General features: G+C 64.7%; 12 protein-coding genes. 7 read left to right on the top strand and 5 right to left on the bottom strand.

Annotated elements, in window-relative coordinates; all coding sequences use genetic code 11:
* Window positions 1-75 precede the first annotated feature (75 nt).
* Window positions 76-2601, top strand: coding sequence for an ATP-dependent helicase HrpB (gene hrpB / locus ACYVKM_RS13130; RefSeq protein ID WP_460878061.1), 2526 nt, complete (start codon window positions 76-78; stop codon window positions 2599-2601).
* Between the two features lie 4 nt (window positions 2602-2605).
* Here hrpB and ACYVKM_RS13125 read toward each other — a convergent pair whose 3' ends face one another.
* A complete protein-coding gene (locus ACYVKM_RS13125) occupies window positions 2606-3238 on the bottom strand; it encodes a flavin reductase family protein (protein WP_460878060.1) in 633 nt (210 codons plus the stop codon).
* Between the two features lie 89 nt (window positions 3239-3327).
* On the opposite strand from ACYVKM_RS13125, the gene ACYVKM_RS13120 reads away from it, so the two are divergent.
* On the top strand, window positions 3328-4014 hold the full coding sequence (locus tag ACYVKM_RS13120; protein ID WP_460878059.1) for an ArsR/SmtB family transcription factor: 687 nt from the start codon (window positions 3328-3330) through the stop codon (window positions 4012-4014).
* Between the two features lie 10 nt (window positions 4015-4024).
* Here the strand turns inward: ACYVKM_RS13120 and ACYVKM_RS13115 are convergent, their stop codons facing one another.
* Together ACYVKM_RS13115 and ACYVKM_RS13110 are read right to left on the bottom strand one after the other, a co-directional pair.
* Window positions 4025-5437, bottom strand: a complete 1413-nt coding sequence (locus ACYVKM_RS13115; RefSeq protein WP_460878058.1) for a M20/M25/M40 family metallo-hydrolase — start codon at window positions 5435-5437, stop codon at window positions 4025-4027.
* 253 nt (window positions 5438-5690) lie between these two features.
* Window positions 5691-8351, bottom strand: a complete 2661-nt coding sequence (locus ACYVKM_RS13110) for a PKD domain-containing protein (RefSeq protein ID WP_460878057.1) — start codon at window positions 8349-8351, stop codon at window positions 5691-5693.
* A 772-nt stretch (window positions 8352-9123) separates the two neighbouring features.
* Here ACYVKM_RS13110 and ACYVKM_RS13105 point away from each other — a divergent pair.
* The 5 genes from ACYVKM_RS13105 to ACYVKM_RS13085 all read left to right on the top strand — a co-directional run bounded on the left by ACYVKM_RS13105 (window position 9124) and on the right by ACYVKM_RS13085 (window position 20048).
* A complete protein-coding gene (locus ACYVKM_RS13105; RefSeq protein WP_460878056.1) occupies window positions 9124-10359 on the top strand; it encodes a TIGR03862 family flavoprotein in 1236 nt (411 codons plus the stop codon).
* 549 nt (window positions 10360-10908) lie between these two features.
* Window positions 10909-12177, top strand: coding sequence for an efflux RND transporter periplasmic adaptor subunit (locus ACYVKM_RS13100; RefSeq protein ID WP_460878055.1), 1269 nt, complete (start codon window positions 10909-10911; stop codon window positions 12175-12177).
* A gap of 19 nt (window positions 12178-12196) precedes the next feature.
* Window positions 12197-15304 carry an efflux RND transporter permease subunit gene (locus tag ACYVKM_RS13095; RefSeq protein ID WP_460878054.1) on the top strand — a complete coding sequence of 1036 codons (3108 nt, stop codon included), beginning with the start codon at window positions 12197-12199 and terminating at the stop codon, window positions 15302-15304.
* Window positions 15301-18609, top strand: a complete 3309-nt coding sequence (locus tag ACYVKM_RS13090; protein ID WP_460878053.1) for an efflux RND transporter permease subunit — start codon at window positions 15301-15303, stop codon at window positions 18607-18609. Before ACYVKM_RS13095 ends, ACYVKM_RS13090 begins: the two co-directional genes overlap by 4 nt.
* Window positions 18606-20048: an efflux transporter outer membrane subunit gene (locus ACYVKM_RS13085; protein WP_460878052.1), complete on the top strand. Its 1443-nt coding sequence runs from the start codon at window positions 18606-18608 to the stop codon at window positions 20046-20048. Before ACYVKM_RS13090 ends, ACYVKM_RS13085 begins: the two co-directional genes overlap by 4 nt.
* A 50-nt stretch (window positions 20049-20098) precedes the next feature.
* On the opposite strand, the gene ACYVKM_RS13080 is transcribed toward ACYVKM_RS13085, so the two are convergent.
* A complete protein-coding gene (locus tag ACYVKM_RS13080; protein ID WP_460878051.1) occupies window positions 20099-20878 on the bottom strand; it encodes a glutaminyl-peptide cyclotransferase in 780 nt (259 codons plus the stop codon).
* A 55-nt stretch (window positions 20879-20933) separates the two neighbouring features.
* Window positions 20934-22979 carry a tetratricopeptide repeat protein gene (locus ACYVKM_RS13075; protein WP_460878050.1) on the bottom strand — a complete coding sequence of 682 codons (2046 nt, stop codon included), beginning with the start codon at window positions 22977-22979 and terminating at the stop codon, window positions 20934-20936.
* Window positions 22980-23010 lie beyond the last annotated feature (31 nt).

Below are 23010 nucleotides of genomic sequence, written 5' to 3'. Positions count from 1 at the left end.
GCCGTCGAACAGGGTTTGCATTGACACGGGCCAAGGAAGGCCGGTCGCGTACGACAGCCGTTATCATCGGCGCGGATGACTTCATCCACGCCTACCTTTCCGATCACCCCGCTGCTGCCGGAGATTTGCGCCTCGCTCGCCGCGCATCCGCGGCTGGTGCTGGAGGCGCCGCCCGGCGCCGGCAAGACCACCCAGGTGCCGCTGGCCCTGCTCGATGCGGCATGGCTCGATGGGCAGAAGATCGTGATGCTGGAGCCGCGCCGGATCGCCGCGCGTGCCGCGGCACAGTTCATGGCATGGCAGCTTGGTGAAGAGGTTGGTCAGACGGCTGGTTACCGCATCCGCTTCGAGTCGAAGGTGGGCGCGACGACGCGGATCGAGGTAGTTACCGAAGGCATCCTGACCCGCTTGATCCAGCACGATCCGGAGTTGACCGGCATCGGTGCGATCGTGTTCGACGAATTCCATGAGCGCCATCTCGCCGGCGATCTCGGCGCGGCGCTGGCGTTTGATGTGCAGGCAACCTTGCGACCGGAACTGCGTCTGCTGGTGATGTCGGCGACGCTCGATGGCGAACGCATAGCGTCCTGGCTGGACGCGCCGCGGCTGAGCAGCCCGGGTCGCAGCTTTCCGGTGCGCATCGAGCACCCACCGGCACGCACGCAGGAAAGCGTCGAGCATCATCTGGCGCGGGTGGCACGTCAGGCGCTCGAGGAAAACGAGGGTGACGTGCTGGCGTTCCTGCCAGGACGCCGCGAGATTGCACGAACGCAGGTGCTGCTCGCGGAGACGTCCCCACAAATCCATGCGCTGGAGGTGGTCGCGCTGCATGGCGAGCTTTCGCTGACCGAGCAGCAGGCTGCGCTGAGTCCGGCTGTCGCGGGCACACGCCGGATTGTTCTGGCGACCAATGTGGCTGAGTCCAGCATCACCCTGCCGGGCATTCGTGCGGTGATCGATGCGGGTCTTGCGCGTGAGCCGCGGTTCGATCCGAACTCCGGCTTCACCCGGCTGGAGACCGTCACCATCTCGCAGGCCTCGGCCGATCAGCGTGCCGGCCGTGCCGGCCGTGTGGCTGCAGGCACTGCGTATCGGCTATGGCCGCAAAGCAAACGACTGGAGCCGGTGCGCGGCGCCGAAATCGCCCAGGCCGAACTGTCCGCACTGGCGCTGGAACTGGCGGCGTGGGGCATCACGGCGAACAGCAGCGTCGACCTGCCCTGGCTCGATCCGCCGCCGGGCGGTGCGCTGGCCCAGGCGCGCGAACTGCTGACGAATCTGGCCGCGCTGGCTACGGACGGCCGCATCACGGCACTCGGTCGGCAGATGCTCGAACTGGGCGCCACACCACGCCTTGGCGCCGCCGCCTTGCGCGCGCCAGCGGAGCTGCGCCCGCTGATCGCTGATCTGCTGGCCTTGATGGAGGCGCGTTCGCCGCTGCGCGGCACGCACGCGCGCAGCGATGATTTTCGCGTGCGGGTCACTGCCCTGCACGCATGGCGCGATCGTCGCGGTACGGCCGGCGGCGGCGATGTCGATCGTGGCGCACTGGCCGTGATCGAGCAGGCCGGCAAAGGCTGGCGGCGACGTCTGGACGTGCGTACCGCGGCCAGCGGCATGCCGGACAGCCACGCGGTCGGCGATCTGCTGCTGCATGCGTTTCCCGATCGCATCGCGCGGCGCGACGACAACAATCCCTTGCGCTACACGTTGGCGAACGGTCGCGGCGCGCGCCTGCATGAAAACACCGCCCTGCTGGGCGAACCATGGCTGGTCGCGCTGGACTTGCGTTTCGAGGCGCGCGACAGCCTGATCCTCGCGGCCGCGCCGCTTGATCCGCGCGTGCTGGAGCGCGATTTTCCGCTGCAGTTCACGCGCGAACGCACGCTGCGCTGGAACGACGAACGCGCCGCCGCCGAAGCCTTCGACGAGCGCCGCTTCGGCGCCATCGTGCTGGAGCGTCGCAGTGTGCCGGTGCGTCCCGAGGATGCATTGCCGGCGATGCTGGCAGCCGTGCGTGCGAAGGGCCTCGCCGTATTGCCGTGGAGCGGCAACGCGCAGCGCCTGCGCGCGCGCATGCAGGCGCTGCGCGCGTGGATGCCGGAGCTGGGCTTGCCGGATGTCTCGGATGTGGCCTTGCTCGCGGCGCTCGATGTCTGGCTGGCGCCGTATCTCGGCGGCAAGCACCGGCTCGACGCGCTCGCGGCCGAAGAACTGTCGCAGGCGCTGCTGGCGATGTTCGATCACGAGCAGCGCCGGGCGCTCGATGCGCAGGCACCGGAAAGTCTCGCCGTGCCGAGCGGCCAGCAACGACGACTGGAATACGCCGAAGGCGAGCCGCCCGTGCTGGCGGTCAAGCTGCAGGAGCTGTTCGGTCTGGCCGACACCCCGCGCATTGGCGGCGGGCGCATCCCGGTCACCCTGCACCTGCTGTCGCCGGCCGGCCGGCCGATCCAAGTCACGCAGGATCTGAAAGGTTTCTGGGAGCGCACTTACCCGGAAGTGCGAAAGGAACTGAAGGGGCGCTATCCGCGCCACCCGTGGCCGGACGATCCGTGGACCGCCACGCCGACGCACCGAGCGAAGCCGCGCGGCACCTGAGTGTTCACACTTCAGCCCTGAAGGTGCGGCCCAGCCGCGAACCGCGGCCGAAGTAATGCCGGAACACGTAGAACAGCGGGTGATAGCGCGCCGGATCGATATGCTGCGTGCCGGCGATCACCACTTCCTCGTGGGCGTGCACACACAGTACTTCCAGCTCCAGGATCACGTAGCCGCCGGCCTGTCCGCGCCAGGCGTCGAGCGGGCGGGACAGCGCATGGCACAGGCGCGCTTCCAGTTGCAGTGGGGATTCGGCGATACGCGGCGCGGCCACGGTCGACGAGGGCAGGGCATGCCAGCCGGCCAGTGCGAACTTGTCGGATTCGTGCCGGTAGCCGATCTTGCGTTTCCAGGGCGGAACCGGATCACGGCCGGTGGTCGGCGCCAGTCGCTCGATCGCCTCGTGTTGGTCCGTGTCGGCGAGATTGAGCACGCATTCGCGTTCGCGCAGCAGGTTGGCCAGGCCCTGGCCGTCGCCGGTGAGGCCGATCACCACCCGATCGGCCAGCGCCCAGGCGGACGACATCGGCGTGATGTTGGTCGAGCCGTCCGGATTGCGTGTCGTGATCAGGACGATCGGCGTGCCGAAGTAGAGGATCGAAGGATGGATGACGAGGGAGTCGGGAGTGCGATGCATGTCCATGCCGGCAGTGTCGACGCATGCCACCGGCCGATGTTTCGCCGCGCGGCGAAGCGTTCGCGCGGCGGCCTCGCTAGACTGCGCGCATGAACGATGCCGCGCCGCTCAATCGATATCAGCTGGCCGAACTTGGCAGCCTGCTGGCCGAGCCGGCACGAGCGGCGATGCTGCTGGCGCTGACCGATGGCACGTCGCGTCCGGCCGGTGAGCTGGCGCAGGCGGCCGGCATCACGCCGGCCACCGCCAGCGCGCATCTGCATCGACTGCTCGACGGTGGCCTGCTGGCGCTGCATGTGCAGGGACGCCATCGCTACTACCGGCTGGCGGACGAGCGTGTCGCGGCCATGCTGGAGTCGCTTGCACTGGCACGAGCGCCGGCGCTGCACGCCATGCCGGCCAGGGGCGATGTGCAACTGCGCCGCGCACGTTGCTGCTACCGGCATCTGGCCGGTGCCCTTGGCGTGGCGTTCTGCGCCACGCTGCTGCAGCGCGACTGGCTGCAGACCGATACACGTGGACTGCGCCTGCGACCCGTCGGCATCGAGGCGCTGCGTTCGAGCGGGCTGTTGCTGGCCGACGCGGCCCCCTTGTATGGCCGCAGCTGCCTGGACTGGACCGAGCGCCGCATGCATCTGGGCGGACCGCTGGGCGTGGCGTTGACCTCGGCGATGTTCGAAGCCGGCTGGTTGCGCAGGCTGCCGCATGGCCGTGCCTTGCAGCCCAGCGCCGATGGCCTGCGCCGGCTCGGCGCGCTGGGCGTACCGCTCGATTGATAACGGTGTTTCAGTGCTTGTCGGGTGCGGTCACCGCTGCCGGCGAACGCTCGAAGCTGCCGGCAAAACCGGGGAATACCACCGGGCTTTCGTAACCGTCGGCCGATACCGACGAGACACCGAAGAACCAGTCGTCGATCACCACGTCCTGCAGCACGGCATGGTCGACATCGCCGACAGCACGCTGGTATTGCCACTGCGGGGCGCTGGTGTCGCGCCAGTGCACGCGGTAGCCGGCGGCGCCGGGCACCCGGGTCCATTTCACCGTGGTGTCGGTGGCCAGCGCACCTTCTGTGTCGACGCCGGTCGGCGGTGCCGGTGCGCGGCTGAGCGCGGCCATGGTCAGCGTGTTCAATGCGGTGACGCGGGCGAGGTAACGGAAATCGATGCCGTCGATGGTATCGCCGTAATGCACGCCCCGATCCTGGTCGGTGTGTCCGGTGCGCAGATCCTGGTGCTGGCGGATGTAGTCCTCGTGCGCCTCGGTCACGCGCACGGCGGGGAAGCCGGCTTCGAGGAACGGCACCTGGTCGCCGCCGCGAGCGTAGCGATCAGTGCGATAGACCATCTTCACGTGGAAGTCCGGCATGTACTCGTCGGCGATGGTCGCCATGTAGCGGGCCACGTTGCGCGAAGGCGAGTCGACCTCGCCACCGTGGTAGCGGCGGTAGTCCGCCTGTTTGCCGGTCTCGTTGCTCTTGGTGCCTTCGGAGAACACGCGTACCGTGGTGTTGTCGATCACGCCGTTCTGGCCGCGGCTGTTGCCGACGATGTCGTTGTTGAGATCGGCCTCGACCTGCCAGCCCTGTGCCACGGCGTAGTCGGACAGCACCTTGCCGCCGTACAGGCCTTGCTCCTCGCCGGACAAGGCGGCGAATACCAGGGTGGCGTCGTTGTCCTGCTTCGACAGCAGGCGTGCCGCTTCCATCAGCGCAGCGACGCCGGAGGCGTCGTCGTTTGCACCGGGCGCGTCACTGTGGTTGTTCATCACATCGGTGACGCGCGAATCGAGATGTCCGGTCATCACGATGACCCGCTTCGGATCGCCCTTGCCGCGCTTGATCGCGACCACGTCCAGCACTTCTGTCGGCGTCGGGAGTCGCTTGCCGGTGAACATCTGCGACGGCGTGACGACTTCGATACAGCCACCGCAATCGTGCGAGATCGCCTCGAAGCGCGACTTCACCCAGCGCCGTGCAGCACCGATACCGCGCTTGTCGGACCGGGTATCCGACATGGTGTGCCGGGTGCCGAAGCCGACCAGGCGGGTGATGGTGGCGCGCAGTTCGGCTTCGCTGGGTGCACCGGCGAGGGCATGCAGTGCGGGCTGTTCGCGCGGAATGGCAGGTGCCCCGGAGGTTGCCTGGCTGGCGCTGGCAACAGTCAGCAAGGAGAAGCAGAGCATTCGCGTGGTTCGCAGCATCGTCAGGATCCTGGGCGGCAAAGTGGTGACGATACAACGCCGGGATGGTTCTGGTGACGGACCGGGTTCCGCCGAGGGCGTCAAGACATGAAAGGCCCGATCGTTGCCGATCGGGCCCTGGGTCCCTGATAGTCATGCGAACGTGCTTCCTGCGCGTTCTGTCGCGTGGTGTCTTCCAACCGGTCTCAGGCATTCCTGCCGGCAAGCGCAGGGACAGGGCGCACATCCGTGTGCGCCGTTTGGCCTTCCGGACTTACTGCACGGTCAGGGTGATGTCGTCGAGCGTGAAGTCGGTATTGCCCGAGGACGAAGTCTCCTTGCCGGTGAACTTGAGGGTTACCGTCTGGCCGATGTACGCGGACAGATTGGCGGTCTCCACGGCATAGCCGGTGTTCGTGTTCTTGCTGGTGAACGAACCCACCGTGCCCAGCACCGTCCCTGACGAATTCAGCACCTGCACGGTAAGCGTGTCGACGGCCGTTGTCTTGGTCGAGTCGATATGCAGGTAGTACTGCAGGGTCGCCGAGGTCTTGCCGCTCGGGATCGCTACCTTTTGCGAGACCGTGTCGGTGTGCGAAGTGCCATAACCGTCAAGCCAGGCGAACCACGATCCGGCGTGCGAAGTCTCGCCGCTGCCGCAGTAGCTGGACGAGGAGCTGCTGCTGTTGCACAGCGTGCCCGAGCTCATGGTCCACGGTGTCGCCTTGCCGGTTTCGAAGCCGGTGTTGACGAGGATCTGCGTCGGGGTGCCGCCGCTGGAGACCGTCACCGATGCCGTCTTGGAGCTGGTCTGGCCATCGACGCTGTCGGTCACCGTCTCGGTCACGCTGTAGGTACCGGCAGCGGCGTAGGTGTGGCTCGGGCTGGTGGCGGTCGAGGTGCTGCCGTCGCCGAAGGTCCACGCATGCGAGCCGATGGTACCGCCCGCATCGGTGGAGCTGTCGGTGAAGGTGGCGGTCAGGCCGCTCACGGTATCGGTGAAGTTGGCGGTCGGCGTGCCACCGGCGCTGGCGACGGTCACGGAGGCCGTCTTGGAGCTGGTCTTGCCGCTGACGCTGTCGGTCACCGTCTCGGTCACGCTGTAGGTACCGGCGGCCGCATAGGTGTGGCTCGGGCTGGTGGCGGTCGAAGTGCCGCCGTCGCCGAAGGTCCACGCATGCGAGCTGATGGTGCCGCCCGAATCGGTGGAGCTGTCGGTGAAGGTGGCGGTCAGGCCGCTGGTCGTGTCGCTGAAGTTGGCAGTCGGTGTGCCACCCGTGCTGCCGCTGCCGCCGACGTTGCTGGACAACGCGCTGACGATGATGCTGCCGAAGCCGGTGGTGTAATCCCAGCCGGTGGCGGCCGTCTCACCGCTGTTGTTGCCCGAGGTGATGTCGTGGAAGTCGGTTGCATAGTTGGCCGCGGCTGCCTTGTAGATCAGCGGAGCAGCGAAGCCGAGGGCGCCGCCGTTGGCCGCCTGGATACGCGCCCATGCACCCACGAACAGCGGCGAGGACAGGCTGGTGCCACCAATCTGCTGGTTGGCCTGACCGTCGACGATGACCAGTGCGCCGGAATCCGGGCTGCCTTCATAGGCGATATCGGGCACGCCGCGGGTGGTGTGGCCGGCGTTCTGGCCCACGCCCGACTGCCAGCTCGGCATCGGCTCGAAGGTGCTCGGGCTGCCGCCGGTGGCACCCTCGCTCTCGTTGAGGTTGTTCCACACCGTCTCGCTGGCCCAGGTGGTGGTGCCGGTGGTGTAAATCTCAGTACCGCCCGCCGCGATCACGTACTGCGAGCTGGCCGGCCAGCTCGGGGTGGTGCCGCTGCCGGTGCCGCACTCGTTGGCGCCGGAATCGCCGGCGGAGACCGAGAAGGTCTGGCCCTGCGCCACGGCCTGCTCGAAGACCGCGTCTTCGGTCGTGGTCGTGCCAGCCGACTTCGCATCGGTTTCGCACTCGCCCAGCGAGACGTTGATCGCAACCGCCTTGTCGTCGGTCACCGCCAGGTTGTAGTCCGTGGTGAGGGCGGCGTCGGAGAGCGAGGCAGCATCATAAAGAATCAGGCTCTTCAGGCCACCGGACATAGCGATCATGTCCTGGGTGTCCAGATCCCATTCGCCGTCGCCGCTGGCCGAGACGCTGCCGGTATTGCCGGGGCCCTCGATGCTTGGGACGAGCGAGGTCAGGCCATTGGTGCTCTCGAAGGACTTGATGTCGTTCAGCACATCGCTCATCTGGCCCGACACCACGTTGCCGACGGTGATCGAGGTTGCGGGCGCAAGGCTGCTGGCGCCGTAGATCTTCGGGAAATCAAGCGGGTTGTGGCCGACGGCGGTACCGGACGTCGCATCCGTGTGAACGGCGTTTGCACGTACCCGGCGCGCGAAGATGTGCGACATGTGCACGTTGTCCAGGCCCAGCACGGACTGCACCGTGCTCTGCAATTCGGCCGGGATCATCACATCGTTGGAGTTGGCGTATGCATCGCGTCCGTCATGCGTGCGCACATGCACCATCGAGGTATGGAAGGATGACTGCACGGTGTCGGCATGGCCATCGGCTTCGACCAGCATGCGGTTGGGCGCGATCGTGACATTGGTGAAGCCGGACTGCTTCAGATAGTTCGCGACCGCCTGCGCCTGTGCCTGGGTCGGTGCATACATGGCGGTGAATTCAGCCGGCGTGAGTGCCTTGTGCTTGGGATCGGCTACATAGGCGTCCAGCTTCGACTTGTTCTGCAACTTCAGCGAGATCACCACGTGCATCGGCTGCGAGAACGCCAGCGGCCCCTGGGCAACATCACCGTTGCGCAGGCTGGTGGCGTGATGCGGCTGCGTCAGTGCGACGAATGAAGTAGGTGCCGCGAAGGCTGACGCGGTGGCGGCCATGCCGATCGCGGTTACCAGCATCTTGAGACGAAAATGGTTTGGCATTTAGAGCTCCCAGAATGTTTTTCGAGGCCAAACGAAGCCGCTGAGACCCGTGGACCTCATGATTGAGTGTCGTGGACAGACACGACACGACGAGTTTTCTTGGATTGCCCTGCGATCCTGTGTCTTGTGCCCGACCCTCCCCCAGGTTTCCCTCAGGGTTGAACACAGATTTGAAATGGTTTTGCAGGCGTGGCGACAGGATCATTCGCCAAGCTCCCCATTGGCGAATTCGTCGACGGTATGAGTTGCAGATGAAACCAGTCAATAGGACTTTTTGAAGTGCTCGGTGATCGCTATCACATAATCGAATAATTACGCCGTCGTGCCGTCATCGCAAATATTTTCAATAATCGTGGCGTTGCGGTGTTCCTGTGAAGGCGCGCTTGAGAGATCCCGCGATGGGCGTACTGCGTCGGGTTTTTTCATGAATCCAATCAAGCAAATAGAAGGAGCAAGCAGGCCCCCGGCAAAAGCGTTCTTGCGTGATCTGGCATGGGCGATGAAATCGTTTACCCGGGCTTGGGATATTTTTGATAATTGCGCAATTACATGCGTTTGGAACGATATTAATCCGTCCGATTGCGCAATATATTGCCCGGCCCTTGCGGGGTGTCGCTGCGATAATTCATGAAATCCGATTAATTCGGTTTATTTTCAATTCAGTTGATTCTGATCGAACGCCCTGGACCAGGTGAGTCGACGTCAGCCCGGTCGCCGCGGGATGACCCGGTCGCCGGTTCATTCCATTCAGGCAGCATGCGACCATGCACGGATGACCCGGACAACTCCTCCCCACCTGGCCATCATTGGCGGCGGCCCCGCCGGCCTGATGGCCGCGGAAGTCGCGTGCAAAAGTGGTCTGAAGGTCGATCTCTATGACGTGATGGGCTCGGTCGGCCGCAAATTCCTGTTGGCCGGCAAGGGTGGCCTGAACCTGACCCACAGCGAACCGCGCACACGCTTCGTCGAACGTTATGGTGTGCGGCAAGCCGACATTGCGCGCTGGCTCGATGCGTTTGATGCGGACGCGTTGCGTGCCTGGGCGCACGGGCTGGGCGTGGAGACGTTTGCCGGCAGTTCGGGCCGGGTGTTTCCTGTCGACCTCAAGGCCGCGCCCCTGCTGCGCGGCTGGTTGCGCCGTCTGCGCGAATCCGGTGTGACGTTCCACATGCATCATCGCTGGCTGGGCTGGCAGGAGCATGGCGCGTTGCACTTCGCCACCCCGCAGGGTGAACGTGTCGTGCCGACCGATGCGGTGATCCTGGCACTCGGTGGCGCCAGTTGGCCGCAGCTGGGCTCCGATGGTGCGTGGGTGGCTCCGCTCGAGCAGGCTGCGGTGGACGTTGCACCGATGCGGCCGGCGAATTGCGGTTTCGAACTGGCATGGAGCGAGCATCTGTCCAGCCGCTTTGCCGGAGCTCCGCTCAAGGCGGTCGTTGCCCACTGGACGGATCGCCGCGGCGTGAGCCACGCACGGCAGGGCGAGTGTGTGCTCAGCGAATACGGCATCGAGGGCAGCCTGATTTACGCGATCGGCGCTGAACTGCGCGAGCAGATTGCCGTGCGTGGTGATGCCATGTTGATGCTGGATCTGGTGCCGGGCCATACCCGACAGGTGCTCGCCGAACGCCTTGCCGCGCCGCGAGGCAAGCACAGCATCGGTGACTGGCTGCGTCGGCGGGCCGGGCTTGATGCAGCGAAGTGTGCGCTGGTATTCGAACTGACCGCGAAATCGACCTTGGCCGATCCGGTCGCGCTGGCGGCACAGCTCAAGGCGATGCCGTTGCGCCTGCTTGCGCCGCGACCAGTCGCCGAGGCGATCAGCACGGCCGGTGGCGTGCGACTGGAAGCACTGGACGAAAACCTGATGCTGCGCGTGCGTCCCAGCGTCTTTTGCGCCGGCGAAATGCTCGACTGGGAGGCGCCCACCGGTGGTTACCTGCTGACCGCCTGCTTTGCCAGCGGCCTGCTGGCCGGCCGTGGCGCGGCACGCTGGTTGGGAAGGTAGCCAGCAAAGGTATCCAGTCACCACCACGTCATTCCGCTGATTCAGGCTTCATCGCGGATGATGGCCGCGATGGTTCGTGTGGTCCGGCATGAAAGGATTTTGTCCGGTGGACAACCTGCGGTGATTTGCGGGTGGCAGGTCAACGCATGGCCGCAAGAAACGTTCAATCAGTCCGTGCGCCACATCCGGGTGCGACCGAGGATGTCCGAAAAGCACGGCAAAAATACATATGCAGGAATAATGTCGCATGAGTTTGAGTTGACGCGCTGCTTTCAGCGATGGCCTGTCCGGCCTCCCTTGCAGCGGCATCCCGTTCCCGAATGGCAGTCCGCCCCTGAGCTCATCGCCCTGGTTGTACATCATTGCTTGAGCGAATCCGTGGCGGGTGAGAACGTGAACGCTGAATACAAGTCCGGTAACCGCACGAACCATGGATCGCCCAATGCACGCTGAGAGTCTTGCCGCAGGCGGTTTTACCGCGCGAGGCGACGATGTTTCGGTCAACGAAACGGCCCTCGCAAACAGGGCAATGAACACCTGGAGATACTCATGAATGTCGGCGCCCCGCAAGCAGCCAGACCCTATTACAAGAGACGCGGTCTGCTGATCGCCGTGCTCGTCATTGTGGCGGCGATCATCCTGATCCTGATCCACCTCCTGGGCGGCAAGAAAGCCAAAAACGGCGTGTCGGCGCAAGTGGTGAGCGCCGCCACCGTGAGCCTGGGCAACATGCCGGAAATCCTGAACGAGCTGGGCACGGTGACCCCGGTCGCCACGGTCAACGTACTGCCGCAGTTGAGCGGCTACCTGACCGCGGTGGGCTACCAGGAAGGCCAGGACGTGACGAAGGGTCAGTTTCTCGCCCAGATCGATCCGCGCCAGTACGAAATCAACAAGCAGCAGGCGCAGGCACAGCTGGCCAAGGATCAGGCAAGCCTGGCACAGGCCCGTGCCGACCTTGCCCGCTATACACAGCTGCATGCACAGAAGTCGATTGCCGAGCAGACCTATGCCGACCAGCAGTTCACGGTCCAGCAGGACGAGGCGGCGGTCAAGGCTGATCAGGCGAACATTGCGCAGTTCGATCTGGACATCGCCTATTGCCACATCACCGCGCCGGTCGCCGGACGGGTCGGCCTGCGCCTGGTCGATCCGGGCAACTACGTCACTGCGTCGAGTTCGCCGGGCATCGTGACCATCACCACCATGAAGCCGACCACGGTGCAGTTCACCGTGCCGCAGAATGCGTTGGCCAAGGTGCAGCAGCAGTTCAGCGCGCCGGGTGCGAAGCTGGCGGTCAAGGTCTACAACAGCGACAACAGCAAGCAGCTCGCCAGCGGCACGCTGTATGCGATCAGCAACCAGATGGCAACCAGCACCGGCACGGTGACCCTGCGTGCGACGATCCCCAACGACGACGAGGCACTGTTCCCGAGCGAGTTCGTCAACGTGCAGCTGCTGGTCGACACGCTCCAGAAAGCGGTGCTGGTGCCGACGCCGGCGGTGCAGAGTGGTGCGCCGGGGGACTACGTCTATCTGGTCAATGCCGACAATACCGTCTCCGTGCACAAGGTGACCCAGGGTCCCAGCGATGGCAAGAATACGGTCATCCTGTCGGGCCTGTCGGCGGGCCAGACCGTCGTCACCGACGGCATGGACCGGCTGAGCGACGGCGCCAGGATCAAGATCGCTGCGGCGAAGTCGGCCAAGCCAGCCGGGGCCGGCAGCGCTCCGGCGCCGGCTTCGTCCTCGGCAAGCGCACAGCATCAGGGCGGCAAGCGGGTGCGCGGCACTGCCTCCGCTGCACAAGCTTCCTGAGCGACGGATACGCGAGCCGATGAACATTTCCCGCCTGTTCGTGCTCAGGCCGGTGGCGACATCGCTGCTGATGATCGCCCTCGTGCTGGTGGGCCTGGTCGCGGTGCGCTTCCTGCCGGTTTCGTCGCTGCCGGACGTCGACTACCCGACGATCCAGGTGCAGACCTTCTATCCGGGCGCCAGCCCCACGGTGATGGCGACCACGGTGACCGCGCCGCTGGAAGTGCAACTGGGCGAGATCCCCGGTTTGCAACAGATGACCTCGAACAGTTCTGCCGGGGCATCGGTCATCACCCTGCAGTTCGATCTGTCGCTCAACCTCGATGTGGCCGAACAGAATGTCCAGGAAGCGATCAACGCATCCAACAGTCTGTTGCCCGCAGGCCTGCCTGCACCGCCGACCTATGCCAAGGTCAATCCGGCCGACCAGCCCATCCTCACCCTGGCGGTCACTTCCGACTCGATGTCGCTGCCGCAACTGCAGGACGTTGCCAACAACCGGCTCGGTGCGAAGATTTCCGAAGTGCCGGGTGTCGGCCTGGTTACGCCGGCCGGCGGCAACGTGCCCGCCGTCAGGGTCGAGGCCGACCCGCAGAAGCTGGCCGCCTACGGACTGAGCATCGACGACCTGCGCTCGCTGATCGCGAACGTCAACGTCAGCCAGCCCAAGGGCAACTTCGACGGTCCGAACCTGGACTACACGATCAACGGCAACGACCAGATCGAGAATCCCACCGATTACCTCAACACGGTGATTTCCTACCAGAACGGCGCGCCGGTCTATCTGCGCGATGTCGCCAGAGTCACCCAGTCCGCGCAGAACACCGAGCAGGGCGCCTGGTACAACAAGACGCAGGCGATCGTGCTCAACGTGCAGCGCCAGCCCGGGGCGAACGTGATCGCCACGGTCAACCAGATCACGAAGGAGCTGCCGCAGCTGGAGTCGACGCTGCCGGCGGGGATGAAGGTCGAGGTCGTCTCCGACAGCACCGGGGTGATCCGTTCGTCGGTCTCCGATGCCGCGTTCGAGCTGGTGCTGGCGGTCGTGCTGGTGGTGTTGGTGATCTTCGTCTTCCTGCGCAATGTGCCGGCCACCCTCATCCCGAGCATTTCGGTGCCGGTCTCGCTGATCGGCACGCTGGCGATGATGTACGAGCTCAACTACTCGATCGACAACCTTTCGCTGATGGCGCTGATCATCGCCACCGGCTTCGTCGTCGACGATTCGATCGTGATGATCGAGAACATCGTGCGTTATCTGGAGGAAGGCATGACGCCGCTGGAGGCGGCTCTCACCGGCGCCGGGCAGATCGGCTTCACCATCGTGTCATTGACCGTCTCGCTGATCGCCGTGCTGATCCCGCTGCTGTTCATGGGTGGCGTGATCGGGCGGCTGTTCAGCGAATTCGCCGTCACGCTGGCCGTGACCATCGTGATTTCCGGCGTGGTCTCGCTGACCCTGGTGCCGATGCTGTGCGCGCGACTGCTGCGGGCACAGAAGGAGCGGCATCCCAGCCGCTTCGAGCGGATCAGCGAAGGCCTGTTCGACAGGACCCTGGCGGCGTACGAGCGCGGGCTGCGCTTCGTCTTGCGTCATCAGACGTGGACTCTGATCGTCGCCACGGCCACCGTGGCGCTGACCCTGCTCTTGTACATCGTCATCCCGAAAGGTCTGTTCCCGACCCAGGACGTGGGCGTGATCGAAGGCATCAGCGTGGCCGACAATTCCGTGTCGTACACCGCGATGGTGGACCGTCAGGCGGCGCTGGCAGACGCGATTCTCAAGGATTCGAACGTCACCGGACTGACCTCGTATGTCGGCATCGACGGCACCAACACGACGCTCAACAACGGCCGCTTCCTGATCAACCTGAAAGCGCGCGACGATCGCTCGCTGACCGCGGCGGAAATCGCCAGGAATCTGCAGCAGGAAGTGGCGAACGTTCCCGGCATCAAGCTTTACCTGCAGCCCGAACAGGATCTCACGCTGGATACCACGGTGTCGCCGAACCAGTACCAGTTCGTGCTGAGGGGGCCGAGTCAGCAGGCCTTCCAGCAATACGTGCCCGCGCTGATCGCGCGCATGAAGAAGATCACCTCGATCACCGACGTCACCAGCGATCTGAACAATGACGGCCTGAGCGTGAACGTGGAGGTCAACCGGCAACTGGCCGCGCGTTACGGCATTACCGCGGCGACGATCGACAATGCACTCTACGATGCGCTGGGCCAGCGCATCGTGTCGACCATCTTCGACCAGTCCAGCCAGTATCGCGTGATCCTGGTCGCCAAGCCCGAGAAGTTACCCACACTGCAGTCGCTGGGTGAGCTGTACCTGCCCAGCCAGACCAGCAGCAGCGGCCAGGTGCCGTTGAGTGCGATCGCCAAGATCGAGGTGACCAAATCGCCGCTGGTGATCAGTCACCTGGCACAGTTTCCCGCGGTCACCATCTCGTTCAACCTGACCAAGGACGCCTCGCTCAGCAAGGCGGTGGATGAAGTCAATCAGGCCGAACAGGCGGTGCATCTGCCGTCCTCGATCACCTCTTCCTTCCAGGGCGCCGCGCAAGCGTTCCAGGATTCGCTGTCCAGCGAGGTGTACCTGCTGATCGCGGCGCTGGTGGCCGTCTACATCGTGCTCGGCGTGCTGTATGAAAGTTTCATCCACCCGGTAACCATTCTCTCGACCTTGCCCTCGGCCGGCATCGGCGCCCTGCTGGCGCTGATGATTGCGGGCAGCGATCTGGACGTGATCGGCATCATCGGCATCGTGCTGCTGATCGGCATCGTCAAGAAGAACGCCATCATGATCGTGGACTTCGCGCTCGAGGCCGAACGCGAGCATGGCAAGCTGCCGGCGGACGCGATTTTCGAAGCTTCCCTGCTGCGCTTCAGGCCGATCCTGATGACCACGCTGGCGGCGATGCTTGGTGCGTTGCCGATGCTGCTGGGCACCGGTACCGGTTCGGAACTGCGCCGTCCGCTCGGCCTCGCCATCATCGGCGGCCTGGCCTTCAGCCAGGTGTTGACCCTGTTCACCACGCCGGTCATTTATCTGTTCTTTGATCGCCTGTCGCAGCGCTTCCAGCGCAAGCGCCCCGAACCGGCGTCCGAGCTCGCGCCGTGAGCATCCCGGGGCTTTTCATCCAGCGGCCGGTGGCGACCACCTTGCTGGCGGTCGCCATCCTGTTGTCCGGTCTGCTGGCGTATTTCAAGCTGCCGGTCGCGCCGCTGCCGAACGTCACCTATCCCGTCATCGTGGTGCAGGCAAGCATGGCGGGCGCCAGTCCGGACATCATGGCTTCCACCGTGGCCGAACCGCTGGAGCGACGCCTGGGCACGATCGCCGATGTCAACGAAATGACCTCGACGAGCACGGTCGGTTCGGCCCGGATCATCATCCAGTTCGGCCTGAGCCGCGACATCAACGGTGCCGCACGCGATGTGCAGGCTGCCTTGCAGGCATCGCGCGCGGACCTGCCTTCGACGCTGCGCAACAATCCGACCTATCGCGAGTTCAATCCGGCCGATTCGCCGATCATGGTGCTGGCGCTGACCTCGAACACGCTGACCCGTGCGCAGCTCTACGATTCGGCCGATTCGGTGATCCAGCAGCAGCTGTCACAGGTCGACGGCGTGGGCCAGATCACCCTGGGTGGCAGCGCGCTGCCGTCGGTGCGGGTGGAACTGCAGCCCGACCAGCTCAACAGTTACGGCATCGGTCTGGAAGATGTGCGTGCCGCGATCAGCTCGGCCAATGCCAATAGCGCCAAGGGCCACATCGACCAGGGCGACCAGCGCTACGAGGTCACCTCCAACGACCAGATCAACAAGGCTGCGCCCTACCGCGATCTCGTCGTGGCCTACCGCAACAATGCGCCGGTGCTGCTGCGCGACGTCGCCGATGTGCAGGATTCCGCCGAAAACATCCGCAACGCCGGCCTCTACAACGGCAAGGATGCGGTACTGGTCATCGTCTATCCGCTGCCGGGCGGAAACATCGTCAAGACCGTCGCGCAGATCCGCAAGGTGCTGCCGTCGATCGAGGCCACCCTGCCGCACGATGTCCATGTCGGCATCGCGGTGGACCGCTCGGAGTCGGTCAACGCCGCGGTGAACGATACCCAGCGCACCCTGTTCATCGCCGTGCTGCTGGTGATCGGCGTGGTGTTCGTGTTCCTGCAGTCGCCGCGCGCGATCCTGGTGCCGGCGGTGGCGCTGCCGCTGTCGATCGTCGGCACGTTCGGGCCGATGTACCTGCTCGGCTACAGCATCGACAACCTTTCGCTGATGGCGCTGACCATCGGCACCGGCTTCGTGGTCGACGACGCGGTGGTGGTGCTGGAGAACATCGTGCGCCACGTCGAGTCCGGCATGGATGTGCGCGAGGCGGCGCTGCGCGGCAGTGCCGAGGTCAGCTTCACGGTGATCTCGATGAGCCTGTCGCTGATCGCGGTATTCCTGCCGATCCTGCTGATGCCCGGCATCATCGGCCTGCTGTTCCATGAATTCGCGGTGACGCTGTCGATCGCCATCCTGTTCTCGCTGCTGATCTCGCTGACGGTCACCCCGACCATGGCGGCCTATGTGCTCAGCCGCAACAAGGCGCTGCATTCCAAGGCCCGCTGGGCAGTCTGGTACGAACGGCAGTTCGAGCGTTTCAGGAAGGCATATTCGCGTTCGCTCACCGCCGTGCTCGATCACGCCCTGCTGGTCGGACTGACCCTGATCGGCCTGGTCGTGCTGAATGTGTTCCTGTTCAAACTGGTCCCCTCGACCTTCTTCCCGGAGCAGGACAACGGCATCCTGATGGGCCAGATCATCGCCGACCAGAGCATCTCGTTCCAGGCGATGGAGAAGAAGCTGGCGCAGCTGCAGGCCATCGTCCAGAAGGATCCCGCGGTCGCCTCGGTGGCTGGCTTCACCGGCGGCCGTGCGTTGAATTCCGCCAATGTGTTCATCGAACTCAAGCCGCTGGCGCAGCGCAAGCTTTCGGCGGCGCAGGTGGTCGATCGCCTGCGTCCCAAGCTCAATGCCGTGTCCGGCGCAAAACTCTTCCTGCAGGCCGCGCAGGACCTGCATATCGGTGGCCGCTCGTCGGCAGCCGAATACCAGTACACGCTGACCAGCGACGATCCGGACGCGCTGTTCAAGTGGGTACCGCAGCTGGTGACCGCGCTGGGCAAGGATCGCAGCCAGATGACGGACGTGAACTCGGATCTGCAGCAGAACGGTCTGCAGATCTACGTCAACTTCGATCGCGCCACCGCGGCACGTTATGGTTTTGCGCCGAACCAGATCGACAGCGTGCTCTACGACGCGTTCGGTCAGCGCACCGTGTCGACGGTCTACAACCAGCTCAACCAGTATTACGTCGTGATGGAGGTGGCGCCGAAGTATTGGCAGTATCCGCAGATGCTCGACCGCATGCGCTTCAGCACCGCAGCAGGCAACGCCACCGGTACGGCACAGACGCAGATGTCGAGCGCGCTGGTGCAGCCGGTCAAGCAGGTGTCGGCGGTGGGTGCGGCACAGGGCTCCACATCCTCCACCAATGCGCGCAACGCCAACGCCGAGGCCAACCAGCTCACCAACGCCATCTCCAATGCCAAGGGTGGCAGCTCCAGCGGCAGCGCGGACAGCACGTCATCCGAGACCCTGGTGCCGTTCCCGATACTGGCGACGTACACCAGCAACCACACCGCCACCCAGGTCAGTCATCAGGGTGGTCTGGTGGCCGCCACGATTTCGTTCAATCTGCCGCCTGGTGGTTCGCTGAGCAAGGCGACCGTGGCGATCGATCAGGTCTCGCAGCAGCTGGGCCTGCCGGCCTCCATCCATGGCAGTTTCGCGGGTGCCGCGCAGGTCTACGCGCAGTCGATGTCGAGCATGCCGCTGCTGATCCTGGCGGCACTGGCGGCCGTCTATATCGTGCTTGGCATCCTGTACGAGAACACCGTGCACCCGATCACCATTCTCTCCACCCTGCCGTCGGCCGGCATCGGTGCCACGCTGGCCTTGCTGATCTTCGGCACGCCGTTCTCGGTGATCGCGATGATCGGCATCATCCTGCTGATCGGTATCGTCAAGAAGAACGCGATCATGATGATCGATGTCGCCATCCACCTGCAGCGTGACGAAGGCTACGAGCCGCAGAAGGCCATCCATGACGCGGCCGTCATACGCCTGCGCCCGATCATGATGACCACGGCCGCCGCCGTGCTCGGTGCGGTGCCGCTGGCCATCGGCATCGGCCAGGGTGCATCGCTGCGCCAGCCATTGGGCATCACCGTCATGGGTGGCCTGATTTTCAGCCAGGTTTTCACGCTGTACACCACGCCAGTGATCTACCTCTATCTCGACCGCCTGCGCGCCAAGCTCGCCAGGTGGTCGGCCACCCTGCCGTGGAACCGATCGGACGCAAGCGCATGAACATGAAGATCCTCCACACGACCCTGGCCGCCTCCTTGGCATTGTTGCTCGGCGGCTGCATGGTCGGCCCCGACTACCACAGACCGCAGGTGGCGACACCGCCGCAATACAAGGAGCTGCCTGGCTGGACCGCGGCGGCGCCGGCGGCCGAGGCGCCGAAGGGTGACTGGTGGACCGGCTTCAACGATCCATTGCTCGACCAGCTCGAGCCGATGGTATCGGTGTCCAATCAGACCGTGCGCCAGGACTACGCCAACTATCAGGCCGCGCTGGCCGAAGTGCAGGTGGCGCGCAGCAGCCTGTTCCCCACCATCGGCATCACCGGTTCGGCAACGAAGGAGCGCAGCGCCACCAGCAGTCTCGGCACCAAACCATCGATAGGCACGGCAGGCTCGCTCGAAGGCAATGTCAGCTGGGCGCCGGATCTGTGGGGCAAGGTCCGCCGTACGATCGAGGAGAACAAGGCGACTGCCCAGGCCAGCGAAGCAACCCTTGCCAACGCCACCTTGTCCGAGCAGACCGCATTGGCCACCGCCGTCATCGAACTGCGCGTGAGCGATGCCAACATCGACCTGCTGCAGAAGACCGTCGCTGCCTACAAGGAATACCTGCGCGTGATTGCCAACCAGGACAGCGCCGGCACCATCCCGCCTTCCGACGTCATCAGTGCGCGCACCCAGCTGGAGAACGCGCAGGCCAGCCTGATCGCGCTCGGTGTCGCCCGCGCGAAGTACGCTCATGCGATTGCCGTACTGGTCGGCAAGAACCCGGAAGAGCTTGATATTCCCTCCAGCACGACCCTGCCGACATTGCCCGTGGTTCCGGCTGGCGTACCCTCGACCCTGCTTCAGCGTCGTCCGGATATCGCCGTCGCCGAACGCCAGATGGCCGCACAGAACGCAGCCGTCGGCGTTGCCATCGCCGCCTATTACCCGAGCCTTTCGCTGTCGGCGGCAGATGGCTTCTCGCAATCGCCGCTCGCCGGCCTGCTGCATATCGCCAACCATGTCTGGTCGCTGGGCGCGGACGTCAGTGAAACCGTGCTCGACTTCGGCGCACGCCATGGCGAGGTTGCTGCCGCCAAGGCAACCTACGAAGCGACGGTCGCCAATTACCGCGGCACCGTGCTGACCGCGTTCCAGAATGTGGAGGACGATCTTTCCGGCCTGCGCATCCTCGCCCAGCAGGCCGAGGTGCTGGACGCGGCCGTGCGCGACGCCACCCGCGGTGCCGAGATCGCGTTCAACGAATACCAGGCCGGCACCGTCGACTACACCACCGCGGCCACCGCCCGGGCGACCCAGCTGAGTACGCAACAGAGCGCGCTCGACGTGCAGCAGCAGCGCCTGCTGGATTCGGTGTCACTGATCGGCGACATCGGCGGCGGCTGGTCGGCCAGCGAACTCGATGATTCGAGGAAATCGACCGCGCAGCGTTGAACACGTGCGCTTGCCGGTGAATCCCGGTGGCTCGACCGGCTTCGTCGGCGTCACCGTGTCGGCTGTTTCACCAGCCTGATCTCGAACAGCTTCGGCCAGCGCTTGCCGGTGACGAACAGCCGGTCATGCGCAGCGTCGTAGGCGATGCCGTTGAGCACGTCGTTGCCGGGGTCGGGCAGCTTGCTGACATCGAGCAGGCCGCTGAGGTCGATCCAGCCTACTACGTGACCGGTGGCGGGATCGATCCGCGCAATCCGGTTGGTCAGCCAGACGTTGGCGTAGATCTCGCCCTTGACCCATTCCAGTTCGTTGAGATTGGTCACAGGCTGGCCATCGGCCATCACCATGATGCTGCCGGTGGTGGCCAGGGTCTCCGGATCGAGGATGCGTATGACCGCTGAACCATCGCTCATGTACACGTGCCGGCTGTCGCGGGTGAGTGCCCAGCCTTCGCCCGGATAGGTGAAGGTGTGCTGCAGCTTGAAGCTGGCCAGGTCATAGACGAAGCCGATCTGGGTTTGCCAGGTGAGCTGTACCAGCCGGCCTTTCCAGTCCACGATGCCTTCGCCGAAATACTGCGACGGCACGTTGTAGCGCTGCACCACTTCACCGGTCTTCAGCTCAACCTTGCGCACGGTCGACTGACCGGCTTCGCCGGTGCTCTCGTAGAGATAGCCGTCCTTGTAGAACAGGCCCTCGGTATAGGCGCCGGTATCGTGCGGATAGACGTGCACGACCTTGTAGCCATAGACCGGTATGTCCGCTGCCTGCGACGTGTGCGCACAGGCGAGCAGGGCGAAGGCGAATGTCCAGGCGAACCATCGGGTCATGGGCGGATGCTTGGTGAAGGTGGAAGGGTGGCAGTCCGGTTTTGCTGCAGGTATTTCATCGATAGTCACGCACGATATCCAGCAGCGAACCTAGATGGGCCTCGAAATGTTTCCAGCGTGCCACGGACGATCGGTAGATCGGTTTGCGCACCTGGGCGATGCTGGCGGTTCTGACGACACGCTTGTTCTGGTGAAAGTCGAGGCAGCGCTCGTCCCAGGGCAGGTCGAGGTAGTCGAGCAGGCGCCGCGCCTGGCCTTCGGTATCGGCCACCATGTCCTCGTAGCGCAGGTCCAGCACGGTGCCGGCCGGCAGCACGTGCTGCCAGTGCCGCATCAGCTGGATGTAGCGCACGTAGTAACGGCCGACCGTGCCGAGGTCGTAGGTGTAGTCGAGGTTGTTGCCTTCGAACAGGCGCGCGTAGCACGAGAAGCACGAGTCCATCGGGTCGCGCATGGCATGGATGATCTTCGCGTGTGGCAGCATCAGGTGGATCATGCCGATGTGCAGGTAGTTCATCGGCAACTTGTCGGTGATGCGTTCGGCCTGCGGCGCCAGCCGCCACGCCCGCTCCGTGTACGCTTCGCCGAGGCGGCGGAAGTCGTCGGCCGACAGCGTGGCGGCAAGTTCGGGATAGGCATCTGCGCGTTCGCTGTTCTTCGTGCCGAGGGCGCGCAGCATGTCGTCCATATCGGTCAGCTCGCCGGCGCCGTGCACACCCGGATGCGTGGACAGGATCTGCTCGATCAACGTGGTGCCCGAACGCGGCATGCCGACAATGAAGATCGGTGCCTTGCCGGCGTGTTCCGACCGTGGCCGGCTGGCGAAGAAGTCTGCGCCGAACACGGATTGCAGGCGTTCGATCAGCGTCGCCTCGCGCGCCTCGTCATGCGGGTACAGCACATGCTGCTGACGATTGCCTTCGGCATAGGCGGCGAACGCATCGTCGTAACGACCGGCATCCTCGCACATCTTGCCCAGCGCGAACCAGTAGCTGGCGCGCCTTGCCGGCGGCAGGCCGGGAAGCTGGTACTGTTGGCTTTCGAACACGCGCAACTGCGCATCGTCGGCGGCATAGGTCTTGAGCGGTGCCAGATTGCAGTGCGAGCGCAGGAAATCCGGCTTGAGCGCGATTGCGGTTTCGAAACACTCGCAGGCCTCTTCCACGCGGCCCTGCCGCTTCAGGCAGATACCCAGGCTGTTGAGCGCCATCACATGGCCTGGTTCGATTGCCAGCGCTCGCCGGAAGCTGCGTTCGGCATCGAGGTGCTGCTCCCGCTCACGCAAGATGATGCCGAGATTGAAATGCGGGCCGACGAGTCCGTCGTTGAGTGCCAGCGCGTGGCGGTAGCTGGATTCCGCTTCTTGGCTGCGCCCCTGATGAAGCAGTGCATTGCCCAGGTTGTTGTGCACCTCGGCGGAGTCCGGGTTGAGCGCCAGCGCGCGGCGAAAGCAGGCTTCGGCCTCGGCCATGCGATCCTGACTGCGATAAGCGATGCCGAGGCTGAAGTGCAGCTGCGCATCGTCCGGGTGTGTCGCCAGCGCCTGCAGGAAATGGGTCTCGGCCGCGCCGGGCTGGTCGAGTGCCATGAGGGTCTGACCAAGCCTGGCATGGGCTTCGGTGAATTCCGGCCGTAGCGCCAGTGCGCGGCGAAAGCTGTCCGCCGCATTCGCCAGCTGTTTCTGCGCACCCAGCGCATCGCCAAGGTTGCAGTAGGCCTCGACGTAGTCCGGCTTGAGCTCGATCGCCTGCCGATAGCTGTCGGCGGCATCGGCATGGCGTCCCAGCGCCATCAGGCTGTTGCCGAGGTTGTAATGCGCACTGGCGTCGCCCGGCAACAGCGCGACGGCCTGTTGCTGGGCGGTCGCGGCCTCAGCGACGCGACCTTGCGGCTTGAGCGCCGCACCCAGTGCCTTCCAGACGAAACCGCTGCCGGGAAAGCGGGTGGCCAGCTTGCGTGCCAGCGCCTCGGCTTCAAGGTGATGTTGCCGAGTGATGAGGCTGACCAGCGCATCCAGGTCCTGCCGGCTGGGCGAGCCGGCCACGACCGCAGACGCATCGGGATGCTGCGGTCGCTGCTGTGTCTTCTCATCGTGCGACATGGAGGTCCCTGGCGATACGTGAAGAAAGCCG

It is taken from the genome of Rhodanobacter koreensis (assembly GCF_054782855.1).
The sequence above is the reverse complement of the archived record's forward strand: the minus strand, read 5'-3'. Positions and strand labels throughout refer to the sequence as shown.

Excerpts from the sequence above, each read along its gene's own strand:
- ACYVKM_RS13080 (WP_460878051.1), bottom strand. The coding sequence starts at position 20,878 with ATGACCCGATGGTTCGCCTGGACATTCGCCTTCGCCCTGCTCGCCTGT.
- ACYVKM_RS13100 (WP_460878055.1), top strand. The coding sequence starts at position 10,909 with ATGAATGTCGGCGCCCCGCAAGCAGCCAGACCCTATTACAAGAGACGC.
- ACYVKM_RS13110 (WP_460878057.1), bottom strand. The coding sequence starts at position 8,351 with ATGCCAAACCATTTTCGTCTCAAGATGCTGGTAACCGCGATCGGCATG.
- ACYVKM_RS13115 (WP_460878058.1), bottom strand. The coding sequence starts at position 5,437 with ATGCTGCGAACCACGCGAATGCTCTGCTTCTCCTTGCTGACTGTTGCC.
- hrpB (WP_460878061.1), top strand. The coding sequence starts at position 76 with ATGACTTCATCCACGCCTACCTTTCCGATCACCCCGCTGCTGCCGGAG.
- ACYVKM_RS13105 (WP_460878056.1), top strand. The coding sequence starts at position 9,124 with ATGACCCGGACAACTCCTCCCCACCTGGCCATCATTGGCGGCGGCCCC.
- ACYVKM_RS13085 (WP_460878052.1), top strand. The coding sequence starts at position 18,606 with ATGAACATGAAGATCCTCCACACGACCCTGGCCGCCTCCTTGGCATTG.
- ACYVKM_RS13125 (WP_460878060.1), bottom strand. The coding sequence starts at position 3,238 with ATGCATCGCACTCCCGACTCCCTCGTCATCCATCCTTCGATCCTCTAC.
- ACYVKM_RS13075 (WP_460878050.1), bottom strand. The coding sequence starts at position 22,979 with ATGTCGCACGATGAGAAGACACAGCAGCGACCGCAGCATCCCGATGCG.
- ACYVKM_RS13120 (WP_460878059.1), top strand. The coding sequence starts at position 3,328 with ATGAACGATGCCGCGCCGCTCAATCGATATCAGCTGGCCGAACTTGGC.
- ACYVKM_RS13095 (WP_460878054.1), top strand. The coding sequence starts at position 12,197 with ATGAACATTTCCCGCCTGTTCGTGCTCAGGCCGGTGGCGACATCGCTG.